This is a genomic window from Nonomuraea sp. LP-02, from assembly GCF_036289125.1.
Classification (GTDB): domain Bacteria; phylum Actinomycetota; class Actinomycetes; order Streptosporangiales; family Streptosporangiaceae; genus Nonomuraea; species Nonomuraea bangladeshensis.
Map to the genome: position 1 here is coordinate 142,044 of NZ_JAXCLK010000002.1, position 14,892 is coordinate 156,935.

A 14,892-nucleotide genomic window follows, 5' to 3' on the forward strand; every position below is an offset into this window, starting at 1 on the left:
CCCCCCATGAAAATCGTCTCCATGGACACCTTTCTCGTCCCGCCGCGCTGGCTGTTCCTGCGCATCCGCACCGACGAGGGCGTCACCGGCTGGGGCGAGCCGGTCGTCGAGGGCCGGGCCGAGACCGTCCGGGCCGCCGTCGCCGAGCTGGCCGACTACCTGATCGGCGAGGACCCGCTCCGGATCGAGGACCACTGGCAGGTCCTGACCAAGGGCGGCTTCTACCGGGGCGGGCCGGTGCTGTCCAGCGCGGTCGCCGGGATCGACCAGGCGTTGTGGGACATCGCCGGCAAAGCCGCCGGGCTGCCCGTCCACCAGCTGCTCGGCGGCCCGGTGCGGGAGAAGGTCCGCATGTACGCCTGGATCGGCGGCGACCGCCCCGCCGAGGTGGCCGAGCTCGCCGCGACCCAGATCGAGGCCGGGTTCACCGCCGTCAAGATGAACGGCTCCGCCGAGCTGACCGCCATCGACACCCCGGCCCGCACCATGGAGGTCGTCCAGCGCGTCGCCGCCGTGCGCGAGGCCATCGGCGAGCACCACGACCTGGTGGTGGACCTGCACGGACGGGCCTCCACCGCCATGGCCCGGCGGCTGCTGCCGCTGCTGGAGCCGTACCTGCCGTTGTTCGTGGAGGAGGCGGTGCTGCCCGAGCACTCGCGCAACCTGGCGGCGCTCGCCGCGAGCACGTCGATCCCGCTCGCGACCGGTGAGCGGCTGTTCTCGCGGTGGGACTTCCGCGAGGTCATCGGGCACGGCATCGCCGTGGCCCAGCCGGACGTCAGCCATGCCGGCGGAATTTCGGAGGTCCGCCGGATCGCCTCGATGGCCGAGACCTACGACGTGACCATGGCCCCGCACTGCCCGCTCGGTCCCATCTCGCTGGCCGCCAGCCTGCAACTGGCCTTCGCCATCCCCAACTTCCTCATCCAGGAGCAGAGCGTCGGCATCCACTACAACGAGAGCAACGACGTCCTGGACTATCTCGCCGACCCCGCCCCGCTGACCTTCCCCGGCGGGTACGCCACCCGCACCACCCGCCCCGGCCTCGGCATCGAGATCGACGAGGCGGAGGTGGAGCGGATGGCGCGGCAGGGCCACCGCTGGCGCAGCCCGCTGTGGCGGCACGCCGACGGCTCCTTCGCCGAGTGGTGACGGGTCACCGGCTGGGTTGCCCTGATCGGCCCGGGCCTGACCGAGGCGGCGCTTGTCGAGAGCCGCTGTCAGCCAGCCGCAGCGCCGGCAGGAGAGCGGCCGCGTGTATGAGTGACAGCGTGATCTTCGTCCCGGCGAGGGCTCCCCAGCGTCTCCGCCGTAATCACTCGTGAGCGGGCCATTCCTCGGCCAGGAGCGCGTATGAGAGACCGTCGAGCCAACCCTTGGTGCGGTGGAGTGAGTCTCTCACCGTGTGCTGTTCGCGGCGCATCCCGACCCGCTCCATCAGCCGCCACGAGGATTCGTTGTCGTAGAAGCAGTCCGCGTGCAGGCGGCGCAGGCCAAGACTCTTGAAGGAGATGTCGATGAGGGCGCGTACCGCTTCGGTGGCGTAGCCCTTGCCGCCGTAGGCGGGATCAAGCGTCCACCCGAGCTCTCCTTGGACGCTTTTCGCCTGGTCAGCGACCTCTTCCTGGGCCCAACCGTCCTGGACCTTCAGTGTCAGGTCGCCGATCACCCGGCCGTCCAGTTCGACGATGAGCAGGTCTACGAGCCGCTCCTCGCGGAGGAAACGCTCACGGTAGTCGTCGTAGGTCTCTGTGGCGGCCGCGATCCATTCGTGAGTCTCCGGCAGCTGCCGGAAGGCCCAGGTCGCGTCCAGGTCGTCGGGGGCAGCCCGGCGCAACAGCAGCCGCTCGGTGGAAATCGGCCAGTCCAGCGTGTCAAGGGGGTGACGCATGGGCCCTCATACTGACAGCGGGCTGTGATGACACACAAACGGATTAATGCGGACGACGTCTCCGACAACGACGGGGCGATCGCCCTACAGGAACCGACAGGACACCGAAGCGACCAGGGCTTCCGGAACCTGCGTCCTGAAAATCAAGTGGGCCCGGAGGCTGGCGGCGGGGCAGTTCCACCCCACGCGGTCCCGGGTTTGCGCAGCGCCGGGGCCGGCACGTTGAGCACCTTGGCCAGGGACGGCACGAGCCGGGAACCTGGCGGTGTGGTACTGGGCGGCCACCCTGCCCCGGCCGGTGAGAAACATGCCGGACAGATGAGCTCAGCGGCCTGGTGCGGGACGCACACGTGCCTCGCCTGGGCCCATGCCGGCGAAGAGGGCGTCGAGGATCTGGTCGACATACTCATGAGTCAGCGGTTCATGTGTGATGAGGAACTGGAAGTACAGCGGACCGGACAGGATCGCCATCGCGAGGTCCAGATTGAACCCGGGCGCCAGTTGACCCTGGTCCTGGGCTCTCTTCAGCCGGGCGACGGTCTTGTTGGCCTGGGGGGTGATGAAGCGCTCGTTGAGCGCGGCGGCGAGCTGGGGGTCGTACTGGGCCTCGCCGACCAGAGCCTGATACAGGGGGCCGAAGGGGGGCCTGCCCATGAGATCGATGGCCGCGTAGGTCTGCTGGCGCAGATCGGCGATGATGTCGCCGGTGTCGGGGTAGTCCAGGTCGGACTCGTGCAGTGACAGCAGCGAGTCGAGCAGCAGGGCTCCCTTGGACGGCCATCGGCGATAGATGGTGTGCTTGCCGGCCCCGGCGCGGGCCGCCACCGCTTCGATGCTGAGTTTGGCGTAGCCGATCTCCTGGCCCAGCTCCAGTGTGGTTCGCATGATGGCCTCGGTCCGGTCGGCACCGCGGCGGTGGGGCGTGTCAGTCATGCCGACACCTTATCGGTACGACACGTTCCGTGCCGAGTCGGAGGCCAAACTCTGGAGTGAGCACGGGCGGCCGTGCCCACCCTTCCCTCCGAATGGCTGACCAGGGATGATCTCTGCGCACGCGATTGCCCAGGGCCGGAGAACACGACCTGAAGGTCAGCGCGGATGACGGCGGCGCTGGAGGAGGGCAGGCATGTCTCAGCGCTGCCCGAGCCGGCCACCGCCGCCGACACGCCGCACGGACCCGGTGATGCGGGTCCGTTGGGCACGTCCGGCGCCGGGCAGTCGGTCAGGCGCCGGACAGTTGGTCAGGTGTGGGACGGGAGTGGGGACAGGACCAGGCGGATGGCGAAATTGCGGTAGCCGGCGCGTTCGAAGGCGCGGGCCATCGAGACGTTGCCCGCGTCCGTGTCGGCGACGATCCGCTGCACGCCGCGTTCTGCGTGGCTGCGGGTGATCTCGCCGAGCAGGTCGTCGACGTAGCCGCGGCCGCGGTGCTCGGGCACCACGCCGAGGTAGCCGACCACCGGGCCGCCGCTGTTCGCCGACGGCAGCGCGACCCCGGCCAGCTCGCCGTCCCCAAGGTAGGCCAGGCGCCACCAGGAGCGGTCGCCGGGCATGGAGCGGTAGCCGGCGACGTCCTCGCGAGCCTGCGCGACCGGGTCCATGGTGAGCAGGGCTTCGCGGGTGTGGTGGTCGAGCGTGCCGACGGCCACCCGGCGGAACGCCTCGACGAACACCTCGTCGTCGTCCTCGCCGCGGAACTCCAGCCGGCCCGACGGCTTGGGCACCTCGGTTTCTGCGGTCCACTCGTAGCGCAGCCGTTCCAGTTCCTCGGTCAGTCCCGCGCGGCCCGCGGCCGTCCGGCGCCAGGCGATCGCGGCCGCGGTCTTCGGGTCGTCGCGCCAGCCGTTGGAGACGAACACGTGGTAGGCGGGCTTGTCGTCGTAGGCGGCGTGGGCGTGAGCGAGCAGGTCGGCGGCCAGGCCGACGGGGTCGTCGACCGAGGGGTGAACGTAGAGGCAGTCCAGCGCGAGAGGCCTGCCTGCGTCGGGCGAGCCCCACCACACGGCGCGGGCCATGATCTCGCCGTTCTCCTCGGCGACCCAGATCCACGCGTGGCGGTAGTTGCCGGATTCGAGGAAGGACAGCAGCCGCTCAGGATGAGCCCAGCTGATGGACTCATCCACGACGCAGCCGAGCAAGCGGTCGAGTTCGGCCTCGACCGTGGGACGGAAAAGCACAGGTCCTCCGGAAAGTAGAAGTGGGGGCGGTGAGCGCTCTGTTCGGCGCGGTACATGTCAGTCGCCTCGGTCCGGTCGGCACCGCGACGGTGGGGCGTGTCGGACACGCAGCTTAACGGTACGGCACGTGCCGTACTTGACACCAGAGGCCCCTCTTGGACATCATCCTATCGGCACGGGTCGTTCCGTGCCGATGAGAACGGCCAGGTCACCACCATCCGCAAGGACTACAAGCGGGGTGTGCACTCCTCATGGAAGAAGACGATTGCGTGATGCCTGTTCCCCCCGAGCCGACCGTGGTGCATCCGATGCCCGGGCAGCCCCGCGTCGTGCTGCTCAAGCCGCTGGTCACCTCGCCGCTGATCGAAGTCGGCGAGTTCTCCTACTACGACGACCCCGATGATCCGACCGCCTTCGAGACCCGCAACGTGCTCTACCACTACGGGCCCGAGAAGCTAGTCATCGGCAAGTTCTGCGCTTTGGGGGAGGGCGTGCGGTTCATCATGAACGGCGCCAACCACCGCATGGACGGCCCCTCCACGTTCCCTTTCCCGATCATGGGTGGTTCCTGGGCCGAGCACTTCGACCTCATCACCGGCCTGCCCGGACGAGGTGACACCGTGGTGGGCCACGACGTGTGGTTCGGCTACCGGTCCATAGTGATGCCGGGCGTGCGCATCGGCCACGGCGCGATCATCGCCTCGGGCGCGGTGGTCGTGGATGACGTCCCCGACTACGGCATCGTCGGCGGCAACCCGGCCCGGCTCATCCGCCGCCGCCACAGCGACGCCGACATCGACCGCCTCCTCGCGCTGGCGTGGTGGGACTGGCCGCTGGAGCACCTCACCACCCACCTGCGCACGGTCATGTCCGGCAGCGTCGACGACCTGGAGCGAGCGGCCTCCGCGCTCCCGTAACCCTGATCAAGCACAACAGAATCGGTTCATCAGCATGCCTGCTCCGCCCCATTCCGACCAGTTCACCGACTGGCTCCGCGACCACGCCCTCCCGCTCACCCACCTCGACCCCGAGGCGCCGCTCGACGACCTGGGGCCGCTGCGCGAGCTCGTCGGCGACGCGCGGGTCGTGGCGATCGGTGAGAACTCCCACTTCATCACCGAGTTCTCCAACCTGCGCCAGCGCATCCTGCGCTTCCTGGCCGAACGCTGCGGCTTCACCGTCCTGGCCTTCGAGTACGGCTTCAGCGAGGGCTTCGGCCTGGACGCCTGGGCGCAGGGCCAGGGCATCGACGACGACCTGGCGGCCCAGCTCGCCACGGCCATCCCGGTGGGCGTCGAGGAGCCGCTGCGCTGGATGCGCCGGCACAACGCCACCGCCGCGACGCCGCTGCGTTTCGCCGGCATCGACATCCCGGCCGCCGGCGGCTCCCTGCTGCCCGCCCTGGCCCCCGTCGCCGACTACCTGCGCGACATCGACCCCGAGACCCTGCCGGCCATCGAGCAGGCGATGCGGATCGCCGGATCATTCGCGAGCGCCTCCGCCGCCTCGGCGGCGCCGGCCTGGACCCGTCTGCCCGCCGCCGAGCAGGACGCGCTCAGCGCGATCCTGATGCGGCTGCGTGTCCGCTTCCGCGCCGTCGAGGTCCTGTACGTCTCCCGCGGCGACCGGCCCAGCTACGACGTCGCCCTGCGCCGCCTGGAGGCCGCCTGCCACGCCGACTACGGTTTCCGCGCCATGGCCGGCCTGTACGCGGGCACCGGCTGGACCGCCGACACCTCAGCCCGAGACGTCTACATGGCCGAGTCCGTCCTGTGGCACCTGCAACGCTCCGACCCCGGCACCCGCATCGTGCTGCCCGCCCACAACGCCCACATCCAAAAGACGTCCGTCTCCTTCAACGGCCACCTCACCGGGCTCCCCATGGGCCAGCACCTGCACAACTGGCTCGGCGACGACTACCTCGCCCTCGCCCTGACCAGCATCACGGGGCACACCGCCGACATGCGCCCCGACGAGAACGCCCGTTTCGGCTTCGCCGTTGACGACGTCCCGCTGCAGCCGCCCGAGCCGGGCAGCATCGAAGCCGCCTTCGCCGACGCCGGCCTCGGGCTGAGCCTCGCCGACCTCCGCCGGGCGCCTCGCGACACTCCAAGCCCTGACCGCTACCGGATCCAGAGCGCCTACCTGCACACGCCCGTCCTGGACGCGTTCGACGCCGTCCTGACCACTCCGACCTCCACCGTCGCCGACATCACGCACTAGGGACCACGACATGCGGCTTCACCATCCCGGCCCGGCCACACCGAGGCCAGAACCTTTGAACATGTTGCTGACGATCAGATCGCGCCAGGACACGACGAGACCCACGAGGAGAGTGAACCATGCTGGACGCTGACATGATCATTGTGGGAGCCGGCCCGACCGGTCTCATGCTGGCGAATGAGCTGCGCCTGGCCGGGGTACGGCCGCTGGTGCTGGAGCGGCACCCGCACCGCCGTGACACTCCCAAGGCCGGTGGTCTGGGCGGGCAGATCTTGGAACTGCTGCGCTACCGCGGCCTGCTGGAACGTTTCGAAGCCGCCTGCCCTGGCCCGGCCCCGGCGCCCCGGTTCCCCTTCGGCGGCGTGCACCTGGACTTCACCCGAATGGCCGACCCGCCCCTGCACGCCCTGCCGCTGCCGCAGCAGCACCTGGAGCGCCTGCTCGACGAGCGCGCCGCCGAACTTGAGGTGGACGTCCTGCGCGGGCACGAGGTGACCGGCATCAGCCAGGACGACGCCGCGGTGATCGTGGACGTACGCGGCCCGGACGGGCCGTACCGGGTGCGCGCCCGCTACCTGGTGGGCTGCGACGGCGCCCGCAGCCGCGTCCGTGACTGGGCCGGCATCGGCTTCCCCGGCACCGTCTACCCCGAGGTCAACCGGCTGGCCCAGGTCACCCTGCCCGGCACGGTGACCGTACTCGGCAACGGCGATCTCGACGTCCCCGGCTACGGCACCATCCGCGCCGGTTTCACCCGCACCGACCACGGCCTGTTCGGCCTCGGCTCCTCACCCGGCGCCACGAGCGTCTCCCTCTACACGATCGAGGACGAGAGCACCGAGTACGACGACGACGTCCCGATGACGTTGACCGAACTCCAGGACAGCATCCACCGCGTGCTCGGCGCGCGCCTGCCCCTGGCCGGATCGACCCGGCTGTCCCGCTTCACCTTCAAAGCCCGCCAGGCCGAACGCTACCGGGCCGGGCGCATCATGGTGGCCGGGGATGCGGCGCATCTGTTCCCGGCCACCGGCGTGGCCATCAACGCCGGCATGCTGGACGCGGTCAACCTGGCCTGGAAGCTGGCCGCCGACCTGCACGGCTGGGCACCGGCCGGCCTGCTGGACACCTACCACGACGAACGCCACCTCGCCGGCGCCCGCACCATGTTGCACACCCGGGCTCAGGTGGCGTTGCGGCGCGGCCACGATGTGGCCGCCGAGGCGCTGCGGGAGGTATTCACCGAACTGCTCGCCGACGAACAACCGTTGCGCCGGATGGGAGCGCTGGTCGCCGGCACGGACATTCGCCACCCGATGCCCGGCACCGGCCATCACCCGCTGACCGGCACGTTCGCCCCGGATCTCACCCTGCACACCGATCGGGGCATCACCAGCGTCGCCGAACTCCTGCATCCCGCCCGGCCCGTCCTGCTCGACCTCGCCGACCGCGAGGATCTCCACGAGACCGCCCGAGACTGGCGGCGGCGCGTCGACATCCACACCGCCAAGACCGGCGAGCGGCCGGCCGACATGCTGCTGATCCGCCCGGACGCGCACATCGCCTGGGCCGCGACCATCGACGAACCCGCCGACAGCGCCGCGCCCGCGCTGCGCGAAGCGCTCTCCAGATGGTTCGGAACACCCTGACCACCCACTCTGACGATCAAAGGAAGCCATGCATGGATGCCGCTGATCCAGGTCGCAGAGCGGTCACGCGTCCGCGCCGGACCGGATCAGGCGAGCAACCGGTCGACCAGCCCGTCGAGGTAGTCAGGGGTGAGCGGCCCCGCGTTGAACAGGACGCGCATGTAGATCGGCGCCAGGAGATGGTCCAGCACCTCCAGTACGTCAGGCGGGTTCTCGCCGCGGTTGCGGGCGCGGTCGAGCAGGGCCTGCAGCTGGCTGGTGCGGTCGGCCAGAAGCTCGTCGCGCGCCTGCAGGCCCTGCTGGCCCTCGCCTGACAGCGCGAGGGTCAGCCGCACCAGCGCCAGGCCGTCGGGGCCGGTGACCTCGCGGGCCACGTTGGCGGCGTGGGTCCGCAGGTCGCCGGCCAGGCTGCCGGTGTCGGGCATCGGCGACTGCGCGTTGAGCCGGGTCAGCAGCACATCGCCGAGCAGGGCCTGAAGGTTGCCCCACCGGCGGTAGAGGCTGGTGTCGGCCACGCCCGCGCGGGCCGCGATGTCGCCGACCGTGAAATGTCCGTAGCCGCGCTCCCTGACCAGCTCGGTAACGGCTTGATGCACCGCCGCGCGGACCCGGGCGCTGCGCCCGCCGGGCCGCCTGGCCCGCCCCTGCTCATCCATACGTCCACACTAACGCAGTTGGGACTTGCGTTAGAGTCCGCGAGGGTCTACGTTAACGCAGTCACTAACTGCTTTTAGGAGAGATGTACGTGAGAGCGTTGCTCACCCTGACCTGTGCGGGTCAGTTCATGGTGCTGCTCGACAACACGATCGTCGGCGCCGCCCTGCCCGACATGCAGCAGCGGCTCCACACCGGGCTGACCGGCCTGCAGTGGATCGTCGACGCCTACGTGCTGCTGGTGGCCATGCTGCTGCTGCCGGGCGGCGTCTTCGCCGACCGGTTCGGCCGCAGGCGGGTGTTCCTGGCCGGGGTGGTGGTGTTCACGGTCGCGTCGGTGGTGTGTTCGCTCGCGCCCTCGATCGGCTGGCTGATCGCCGGGCGGGTGCTGCAGGGCGTCGGGGCCGCGGCGCTGAGCCCCGCCTCGCTGGCGCTGCTCGTCGCCGCGTATCCCGCACCGAAGGAGCGCGTCAGGGCGATCGGGTTGTGGGCCGGGTTCAGCGGCATCGGCCTGGCCGCCGGGCCGCTGGCGGGCGGGATCCTGGTGGAGTCCTTCGGCTGGCCCGCCATCTTCCTGGTCAACGTGCCCATCGGTGCGGTCCTGCTGGTGGCCGGGCTGCGCGTGCTGCGGGAGTCCCGCAACCCGAGCGCGCCGCCGATCGACGTCCCCGGCACGGTCCTGTCCGTCGCGGGCGTGGGCGCTGTGACCTACGGCCTGATCGAGGGCGGTTCCCGAGGGTGGACCTCGCCGCTGATCCTGGGCAGCTTCGCCGCCGGGCTGGCGCTCCTGGCCGCGTTCGTCGTGGTCGAGGGTCGGGTGCCGACGCCGATGCTGCCGCTGCGGCTGTTCCGTCAGCGGCTGTTCACGGCGTCCAACACGGCGATGGTCGTGGTCGGGTTCGCGCTGATGGGTTCGTCGTTCTTCTTCTCCCAGTTCTTCGTCTATGTCCAGGGCACGTCGATCCTGGTCGCCGGGCTGCGGACCCTGCCCGGCACGCTGGCCATGGTGATCGTCAGCCCGTACGCGGGCCGGTTCGCGGCCAGGTACGGCTTCCGCGTCATCGCCGGCGTCGGCCTGGCGCTGGCCGGGCTGGGGCTGCTGGCGCTGGGCTTCGTCCACGCCGACACCGGCTACGGGAACGTGTGGTGGCGGCTGGCGGTCGTCGGCGTCGGGTTCGCTCTCGCCATGTCGCCGCTGACCGGGGCCGCCATCCAGGCGGTCAGCCCGCAGGAGGGAGGCCTCGCCTCGGGCGTCAGCAGCACCACCCGGCAGATCGGCGCCGTGCTCGGCGTGGCGGTGCTCGGGGCGATCGTCCACACGCGGGAGACCGGCGGCGCCTCCTTCGAATCGGCCCTCAACAGCGCCTTCCTCACGGCGGGTGCCGTGACGCTGGCCTGCGCCCTGTTCACCGGCCTGTGGCTGACCGCGCCCGGACGCCGAGGGGCGTCCGGGCCGAACAGCCAGGAGGCCAGGCAACGGCGACCGGGGCCGCAACGTGGTCGACTGGGAGCTGATCGAACGGCGCTGGCGGGATCTGATGCAGGCGGCGATCTCCATCAGTGAGAACCAGCTGAGCTCGGCCACGCTCATGCGGCGGCTGCGCTACCTCGCCGATCCGGGCTTGCGCTCCCGGGTGACGGCGGCGACCAACAAGGTCGAGACCTACAACGGTTTCTCCCAGTGGCCCGGGTTCGGCAACAACTGCGTGTTCGCCCACAACGCCCTGGAGCTGATGGACGTGGTACGCGCCCTGGTCGCTGAGGTGTGGCCCATCACCGCCGGAGATCGACCAGGAATGCCTGGCCGCCTGATCAGCTGGCCGCGCGGGCTGTTGGTAAGTACTCCCGAAGACATCCCGCAGGGCTGAGCCGTCAAGCAGCAGCGTTGATACGGATGCCGTTGGAAGCACCGAGCCGTCGCAGTTTGCTCGAATGCCGGGCATCCTGGAGAGAGCGCGACTGGCGGCAAAGGGATGGAATCGACCATCGGGGAGCTCGTCGTGGAAGCCGACCGCCTGGGCGACCACTCCCGAGGAGACGCATGTCCAGCGCACGCATGCTGCCCGGCGGCCCGGTCGCCGAGAGCGTACTCAACGACGTGGCCGTCCGTGCCGCCGTACTCACCGAGAAGGGCGTCACTCCGTCGCTGGCCACGATCCTCGTCGGCGACGATGACGCCAGTGCCGGATATATCCGTATCAAGCAGCGTCAGGCCACCGAGCTCGGCTTCGATTCGCCGCACACGCACCTGCCCGCCGGTGCCACTCAGGCCGAGCTGCACGCCGCCATCGCGACCTACAACGATGACCCGGCAGTGCATGGACTGCTGGTGCAGTACCCGGTGCCCGAGCACCTCGACTATGACGCCGCGCTGCAGGCCATGGACCCGGACAAGGACGTCGACGGTATGCACCCGCTCAACATGGGCCGCTTGGCCCTCGGCATGCCCGGCCCGTTGCCGTGCACGCCGGCGGGCATCGAGGCGCTGCTCGCGTACTACGACATCCCTGTGTCCGGGCGGGAGGTCGTCATCCTGGGCCGTGGCGCCACCCTTGGACGGCCGCTTGCCATGTTGCTCAGCCAGAAGCGTCCGACTGCCAACGCCGCCGTCACCGTGGTCCATACCGGTGTGCCCGACTGGGCGTGCCATACCCGAAGGGCCGACATTCTCATAGCCGCGGCGGGCGTGCCCGGCATCATCCGGCCCGAGCACGTCAGGCCCGGCGCGGTCGTGGTCGGCGGCGGGGTCCGTTACGCGGGCCGCCGCCTGCTACCAGATGTCGACGAGTCGGTCGAGAGCGTAGCGGGCGCGATCACACCGCGCGTGGGCGGCGTGGGCCCCACCACGGTCGCGATGCTGTTCCGCAACGCCATCACGGTGGCGGAACGCGTGACGGGTATCTAGACAGATCTGCCGATCCGAGCAGTGACTCCAGGGGGCGACCGGGCCGCTGTTGGCCGGCCGCCACGGCCAGGCCGTAGGGGGAGGGCTCCGGCGGCCCGGCGAAGGCGGTGAGCAGCACGACTGCCTCGGCCACGGTGATGATTGTCTCTGAACGGCCGTGACTACCTCAAGGTGAGCGGGGTCTCGGAGGCGATGCGGGTCAGCTTGCGCGGGTTGCGTACGTAGTAGAGGCCGGTGATGCGGGCGTCCTCGACACGGGCCGCTATGACGCCGTCGATCTCGCCGTCCATGCGGAGGAGGAGTGCCGGGTTGCCGTTCACCACGGTCGGCTCGCTGGTGAGCGTGACCTGGGCCTTGCCGAGGCCGCTGACGATCATGCGGGCCACCTTGCCGGCGCCGATGACCGGCCGCGGCACGGCCTGCTTGACGCCGCCGCCGTCGCTCACCAGGACGACCTCAGGGGCGAGCACGTCGAGCAGGCCCTGCAGGTCCCTGGTTTCGAGCGCGCGCTGGAACGACGCCAGAGCCGCCCGGGCCTGACTGGGGGAGACCGCCTCGCGAGGCCGCCGGGCGTCGACGTGCCGGCGGGCCCGGTGGGCGATCTGGCGTACGGTCGCCGGGGCCTTGCCGACGGCGGCCGCGATCTCGTCGTAGCCGACGTCGAAGACCTCGCGCAGCACGAAGACGGCGCGCTCGGTCGGCGACAACGTCTCCAGGACGAGCATCAGCGCCATCGACACGCTCTCGGCGAGCTCGACGTCCTCGGCCACGTCCGGCGTGGTGAGCAGCGGCTCGGGCAGCCACGAGCCGACGTACTCCTCCTTGCGGCGCTTCATGCTGCGCAGCCGGTCCAGCGCGCGCCGGGTGACGATCCGCACCAGGTAGGCGCGCTGGTCGGACACCTGCTCAAGGTCGACCTTGACCCACCGCAGCCAGGTCTCCTGCAGGGCGTCCTCGGCGTCGGCGGCCGAGCCGAGCATCTCGTAGGCGACGGTGAACAGCAGGTTGCGGTGGGCGAGGAAGCCCTCGGTCGCCGGGTCCGTCCGGCTGTCGTGAGCGATCGGCTCGGTTGTTCCCTTGGGCTCGTTCATGCCTGGCTCCTGCCTGTTCACCGCAAATCCTGCTCCATGCACAAGGCGTCGGAGCGCGCCGCCGTGTGACACCCGTACGCGGTGACACACGTCACATGGCCGGAGCTGTCACAAAACTCGGGGCGCCGACGCCGCATGGTCGTCAGGACGCGTCGCGGAGCGGCCGTCATCCCAGAAAGAACGGAACACCATGATGAGCAAGGTCTGGTTCGTCACCGGTTCGTCCCGCGGCCTGGGCCGCGCCTTCGTCGAGGCCGCACTGTCGCGCGGCGACAAGGTGGCCGCGACCGCGCGGACCGCCGCGAGCCTTGACGACCTGGTCGCCGCCCACGGCGAGGCGGTGCTTCCGCTGGCGATGGACGTCACCGACAAGGCCGCCGTCATCGAGAGCGTGAAGCGGGCCAGGGAGCACTTCGGCCGCCTCGACGTCATCGTGAACAACGCCGGCTACGCCCAGGTCGGCGCGGTCGAGGAGACGACCGAGCAGCAGTTGCGCGACCAGCTGGAGACCAACCTGTTCGGCGCGCTGCGGGTGATCCAGGCCGCGCTGCCCTACCTGCGCGAGCAGGGCTCGGGACACATCATCCAGCTGTCCTCGGCCGCCGGGCTCGTGGCGATGCCGCTCAGCGGCGCGTACAGCGCCTCCAAATGGGCCCTGGAAGCCCTGAACGAATCCCTCGCCCAAGAGGTCGCCGGCTTCGGCATCAAGGTGACCGTGATCGAGCCCGGCGGCTTCGCCACCCGCTCCGGCAAGAACCCCGACCCCCTCAACAACGGTCACATGGCCGAGCCCGACCCGGCCTACGACGGCCTTCGCCGGCGCATCGCCGCGTTCGCGGGGAACCAGCCCGCCGGTGACCCGGCCGCCGCGGCCCAGGCGCTGCTCAAGCTCGTCGACTCCGACAACCCGCCCCTGCGGGTGCTGTTCGGTCTGGGCTTCTACCCCCTGCTCCAGCAGGTCTACGCCGACCGGCTCAAGACCTGGGCCGACTGGCAGGACCTCTCGGCGCAGGCTCACGGCACCCTCGGTCAGGAGAACGCATGAAGCACCGCATCGTCGTCCTCGGCGCCGGCTATGCCGGGGCGTTCACGGCCGGGAACCTGGCCCGCCGGCTGTCACCGGAGGACATCGAGATCACCGTGGTCAACGCCGTGCCGGAGTTCGTCCAGCGCATGCGGCTGCACCAGCTCGCGGCCGGCCGGGACATCGAGGCTCCGCGGCTGGCCGACGTCTTCGCGGGCACGGCGATACGGCTGCGCCTGGCCCGCGTCACCGCCGTCGACCCCGAGCGCCAGGTCGTCGCCGTCACTGACGGTGACGAACTCGGCTACGACACGCTCGTCTACGCGCTCGGCAGTCACGGCGCCGACCACGTCGTCCCCGGCGCGGCCGAGCACGCCTTCGACGTCGCCGCCAGGCCGTCGGCGCTGCGCCTGCGCGAGCGCCTGGACGGTCTGGGCGAAGGCGCGAGGGTGCTGGTCGTCGGTGACGGGTTGACCGGCATCGAGGCCGCCACGGAGATCGCCGAGTCCCGGCCCGGCCTGTCGGTGGCGCTCATCGCCCGCGGCGAGCTGGGCTCCCGGCTCTCCGCCGGAGCCCGCGGCCATCTGCGCCGGGCCTGCGACCGGCTGGGCCTCTCCGTCCTGGAGCACACCAGCGTGGAAGCCGTCGAGGCGACGCGGGTGCGGTGCGCCGACGGCACCGCCCTGGCGTCCGACGCGACCGTGTGGACGGCCGGGTTCGCGGTCAGCCCCATCGCCGCCGCCGGCGGGCTGGAGGTCACCGAGAACGGCCAGATCGTCGTCGATCGCACCATGCGGTCGGTCTCGCACCCGAACGTCTACGCCATCGGTGACAGCGCCCACGCCATCGGCGACAACGGCCGGCCGCTGCCGATGTCCTGCGCGTCGGCCGGCTACACCGGCCGGCAGGCCATCGAGGCGATCGTGGGACGGCTGACCGGGCGCACGATCGCGAACACCAAGCTGGTCTACAGCTACAACCACATCAGCCTCGGACGGAGGGACGCGATCCTGCAGCTGATCGACGACGAAGGGCGGGCGAAGCCGAAGCACCTGGGCGGCCGGCAGCCCGCGCGGATCAAGGCGGGCATTCTCGCGATGTCGCTGTGGGCCACCTCGCACCCCACGTACGGCATGCCCAAGCGCAGGCACCGCCTGGCCGCCGCGCCGGACACGATCGCCGAGAGGATGCTCGCGTAGCCCTGAACGCTCTTGACACGCCATGAAGACTACCTCTTAGCTTGCACATGTGAATAGCTATTCAGATATGCGCGCCAGG

General features: G+C 70.4%; 13 protein-coding genes, 1 pseudogene and 1 riboswitch. Of the genes and pseudogenes, 9 read left to right on the forward strand and 5 right to left on the reverse strand.

What is annotated here, in order from left to right; all coding sequences use genetic code 11:
- The first annotated feature begins 6 nt into the window (after window positions 1-6).
- A complete protein-coding gene (gene dgoD, locus SMD20_RS43970) occupies window positions 7-1,152 on the forward strand; it encodes a galactonate dehydratase (protein ID WP_329593162.1) in 1,146 nt (381 codons plus the stop codon).
- 163 nt (window positions 1,153-1,315) lie between these two features.
- Here the strand turns inward: dgoD and SMD20_RS43975 are convergent, their stop codons facing one another.
- The 3 genes from SMD20_RS43975 to SMD20_RS43985 form a co-directional block, all read right to left on the reverse strand.
- Window positions 1,316-1,891, reverse strand: coding sequence for a GNAT family N-acetyltransferase (locus SMD20_RS43975; RefSeq protein WP_329593164.1), 576 nt, complete (start codon window positions 1,889-1,891; stop codon window positions 1,316-1,318).
- A 324-nt stretch (window positions 1,892-2,215) separates the two neighbouring features.
- Window positions 2,216-2,824 (reverse strand): TetR/AcrR family transcriptional regulator, encoded by a 609-nt coding sequence (locus SMD20_RS43980; RefSeq protein WP_329593166.1) that lies wholly within the window; start codon window positions 2,822-2,824, stop codon window positions 2,216-2,218.
- 308 nt (window positions 2,825-3,132) lie between these two features.
- The gene (locus SMD20_RS43985; RefSeq protein WP_329593168.1) at window positions 3,133-4,068 is read right to left on the reverse strand and encodes a GNAT family N-acetyltransferase; all 936 of its coding nucleotides are present in this window, start codon (window positions 4,066-4,068) and stop codon (window positions 3,133-3,135) included.
- 272 nt (window positions 4,069-4,340) lie between these two features.
- Between SMD20_RS43985 and SMD20_RS43990 the strand changes: the two genes are divergently transcribed.
- From SMD20_RS43990 to SMD20_RS44000, 3 genes are all read left to right on the forward strand, one after another.
- Window positions 4,341-4,985 (forward strand): CatB-related O-acetyltransferase, encoded by a 645-nt coding sequence (locus tag SMD20_RS43990; protein ID WP_329593170.1) that lies wholly within the window; start codon window positions 4,341-4,343, stop codon window positions 4,983-4,985.
- Window positions 4,986-5,019: 34 nt separating this feature from the next.
- Entirely contained in the window at window positions 5,020-6,291 is a 1,272-nt protein-coding gene (locus tag SMD20_RS43995; protein ID WP_329593172.1) for an erythromycin esterase family protein, read from the forward strand.
- Between the two features lie 119 nt (window positions 6,292-6,410).
- A complete protein-coding gene (locus SMD20_RS44000) occupies window positions 6,411-7,940 on the forward strand; it encodes an FAD-dependent monooxygenase (protein ID WP_329593174.1) in 1,530 nt (509 codons plus the stop codon).
- Between the two features lie 86 nt (window positions 7,941-8,026).
- Here SMD20_RS44000 and SMD20_RS44005 read toward each other — a convergent pair whose 3' ends face one another.
- On the reverse strand, window positions 8,027-8,596 hold the full coding sequence (locus SMD20_RS44005) for a TetR/AcrR family transcriptional regulator (protein ID WP_329593176.1): 570 nt from the start codon (window positions 8,594-8,596) through the stop codon (window positions 8,027-8,029).
- Between the two features lie 83 nt (window positions 8,597-8,679).
- Between SMD20_RS44005 and SMD20_RS44010 the strand changes: the two genes are divergently transcribed.
- The 3 genes and pseudogenes from SMD20_RS44010 (at window position 8,680) to SMD20_RS44020 (ending at window position 11,499) form a co-directional block, all read left to right on the forward strand.
- Window positions 8,680-10,158, forward strand: a complete 1,479-nt coding sequence (locus SMD20_RS44010) for an MFS transporter (RefSeq protein WP_442942640.1) — start codon at window positions 8,680-8,682, stop codon at window positions 10,156-10,158.
- Window positions 10,073-10,381 (forward strand): annotated as a pseudogene (locus SMD20_RS44015) (Tn3 family transposase); the annotation flags it as partial. The gene SMD20_RS44010 and the pseudogene SMD20_RS44015, both read left to right, overlap by 86 nt.
- Before the next feature lie 158 nt (window positions 10,382-10,539).
- Window positions 10,540-10,622: riboswitch (ZMP/ZTP riboswitch) on the forward strand.
- Window positions 10,623-10,635: 13 nt separating this feature from the next.
- Window positions 10,636-11,499: a bifunctional 5,10-methylenetetrahydrofolate dehydrogenase/5,10-methenyltetrahydrofolate cyclohydrolase gene (locus tag SMD20_RS44020; RefSeq protein ID WP_329593182.1), complete on the forward strand. Its 864-nt coding sequence runs from the start codon at window positions 10,636-10,638 to the stop codon at window positions 11,497-11,499.
- Between the two features lie 161 nt (window positions 11,500-11,660).
- Here SMD20_RS44020 and SMD20_RS44025 read toward each other — a convergent pair whose 3' ends face one another.
- Window positions 11,661-12,590 (reverse strand): RNA polymerase sigma-70 factor, encoded by a 930-nt coding sequence (locus SMD20_RS44025; RefSeq protein WP_329593184.1) that lies wholly within the window; start codon window positions 12,588-12,590, stop codon window positions 11,661-11,663.
- 190 nt (window positions 12,591-12,780) lie between these two features.
- Between SMD20_RS44025 and SMD20_RS44030 the strand changes: the two genes are divergently transcribed.
- Both SMD20_RS44030 and SMD20_RS44035 read left to right on the forward strand, forming a co-directional pair.
- On the forward strand, window positions 12,781-13,635 hold the full coding sequence (locus SMD20_RS44030) for an SDR family NAD(P)-dependent oxidoreductase (RefSeq protein ID WP_329593186.1): 855 nt from the start codon (window positions 12,781-12,783) through the stop codon (window positions 13,633-13,635).
- Complete coding sequence (locus SMD20_RS44035) at window positions 13,632-14,813, forward strand: NAD(P)/FAD-dependent oxidoreductase (RefSeq protein WP_329593188.1); 1,182 nt, start codon at window positions 13,632-13,634, stop codon at window positions 14,811-14,813. Before SMD20_RS44030 ends, SMD20_RS44035 begins: the two co-directional genes overlap by 4 nt.
- Window positions 14,814-14,892 lie beyond the last annotated feature (79 nt).

Excerpts from the sequence above, each read along its gene's own strand:
- SMD20_RS44025 (WP_329593184.1), bottom strand. The coding sequence starts at position 12,590 with ATGAACGAGCCCAAGGGAACAACCGAGCCGATCGCTCACGACAGCCGG.
- SMD20_RS44010 (WP_442942640.1), top strand. The coding sequence starts at position 8,680 with ATGTACGTGAGAGCGTTGCTCACCCTGACCTGTGCGGGTCAGTTCATG.
- SMD20_RS44005 (WP_329593176.1), bottom strand. The coding sequence starts at position 8,596 with ATGGATGAGCAGGGGCGGGCCAGGCGGCCCGGCGGGCGCAGCGCCCGG.
- SMD20_RS44000 (WP_329593174.1), top strand. The coding sequence starts at position 6,411 with ATGCTGGACGCTGACATGATCATTGTGGGAGCCGGCCCGACCGGTCTC.
- SMD20_RS44030 (WP_329593186.1), top strand. The coding sequence starts at position 12,781 with ATGATGAGCAAGGTCTGGTTCGTCACCGGTTCGTCCCGCGGCCTGGGC.
- dgoD (WP_329593162.1), top strand. The coding sequence starts at position 7 with ATGAAAATCGTCTCCATGGACACCTTTCTCGTCCCGCCGCGCTGGCTG.
- SMD20_RS43980 (WP_329593166.1), bottom strand. The coding sequence starts at position 2,824 with ATGACTGACACGCCCCACCGCCGCGGTGCCGACCGGACCGAGGCCATC.
- SMD20_RS43975 (WP_329593164.1), bottom strand. The coding sequence starts at position 1,891 with ATGCGTCACCCCCTTGACACGCTGGACTGGCCGATTTCCACCGAGCGG.
- SMD20_RS43990 (WP_329593170.1), top strand. The coding sequence starts at position 4,341 with ATGCCTGTTCCCCCCGAGCCGACCGTGGTGCATCCGATGCCCGGGCAG.
- SMD20_RS43995 (WP_329593172.1), top strand. The coding sequence starts at position 5,020 with ATGCCTGCTCCGCCCCATTCCGACCAGTTCACCGACTGGCTCCGCGAC.
- SMD20_RS44035 (WP_329593188.1), top strand. The coding sequence starts at position 13,632 with ATGAAGCACCGCATCGTCGTCCTCGGCGCCGGCTATGCCGGGGCGTTC.
- SMD20_RS44020 (WP_329593182.1), top strand. The coding sequence starts at position 10,636 with ATGTCCAGCGCACGCATGCTGCCCGGCGGCCCGGTCGCCGAGAGCGTA.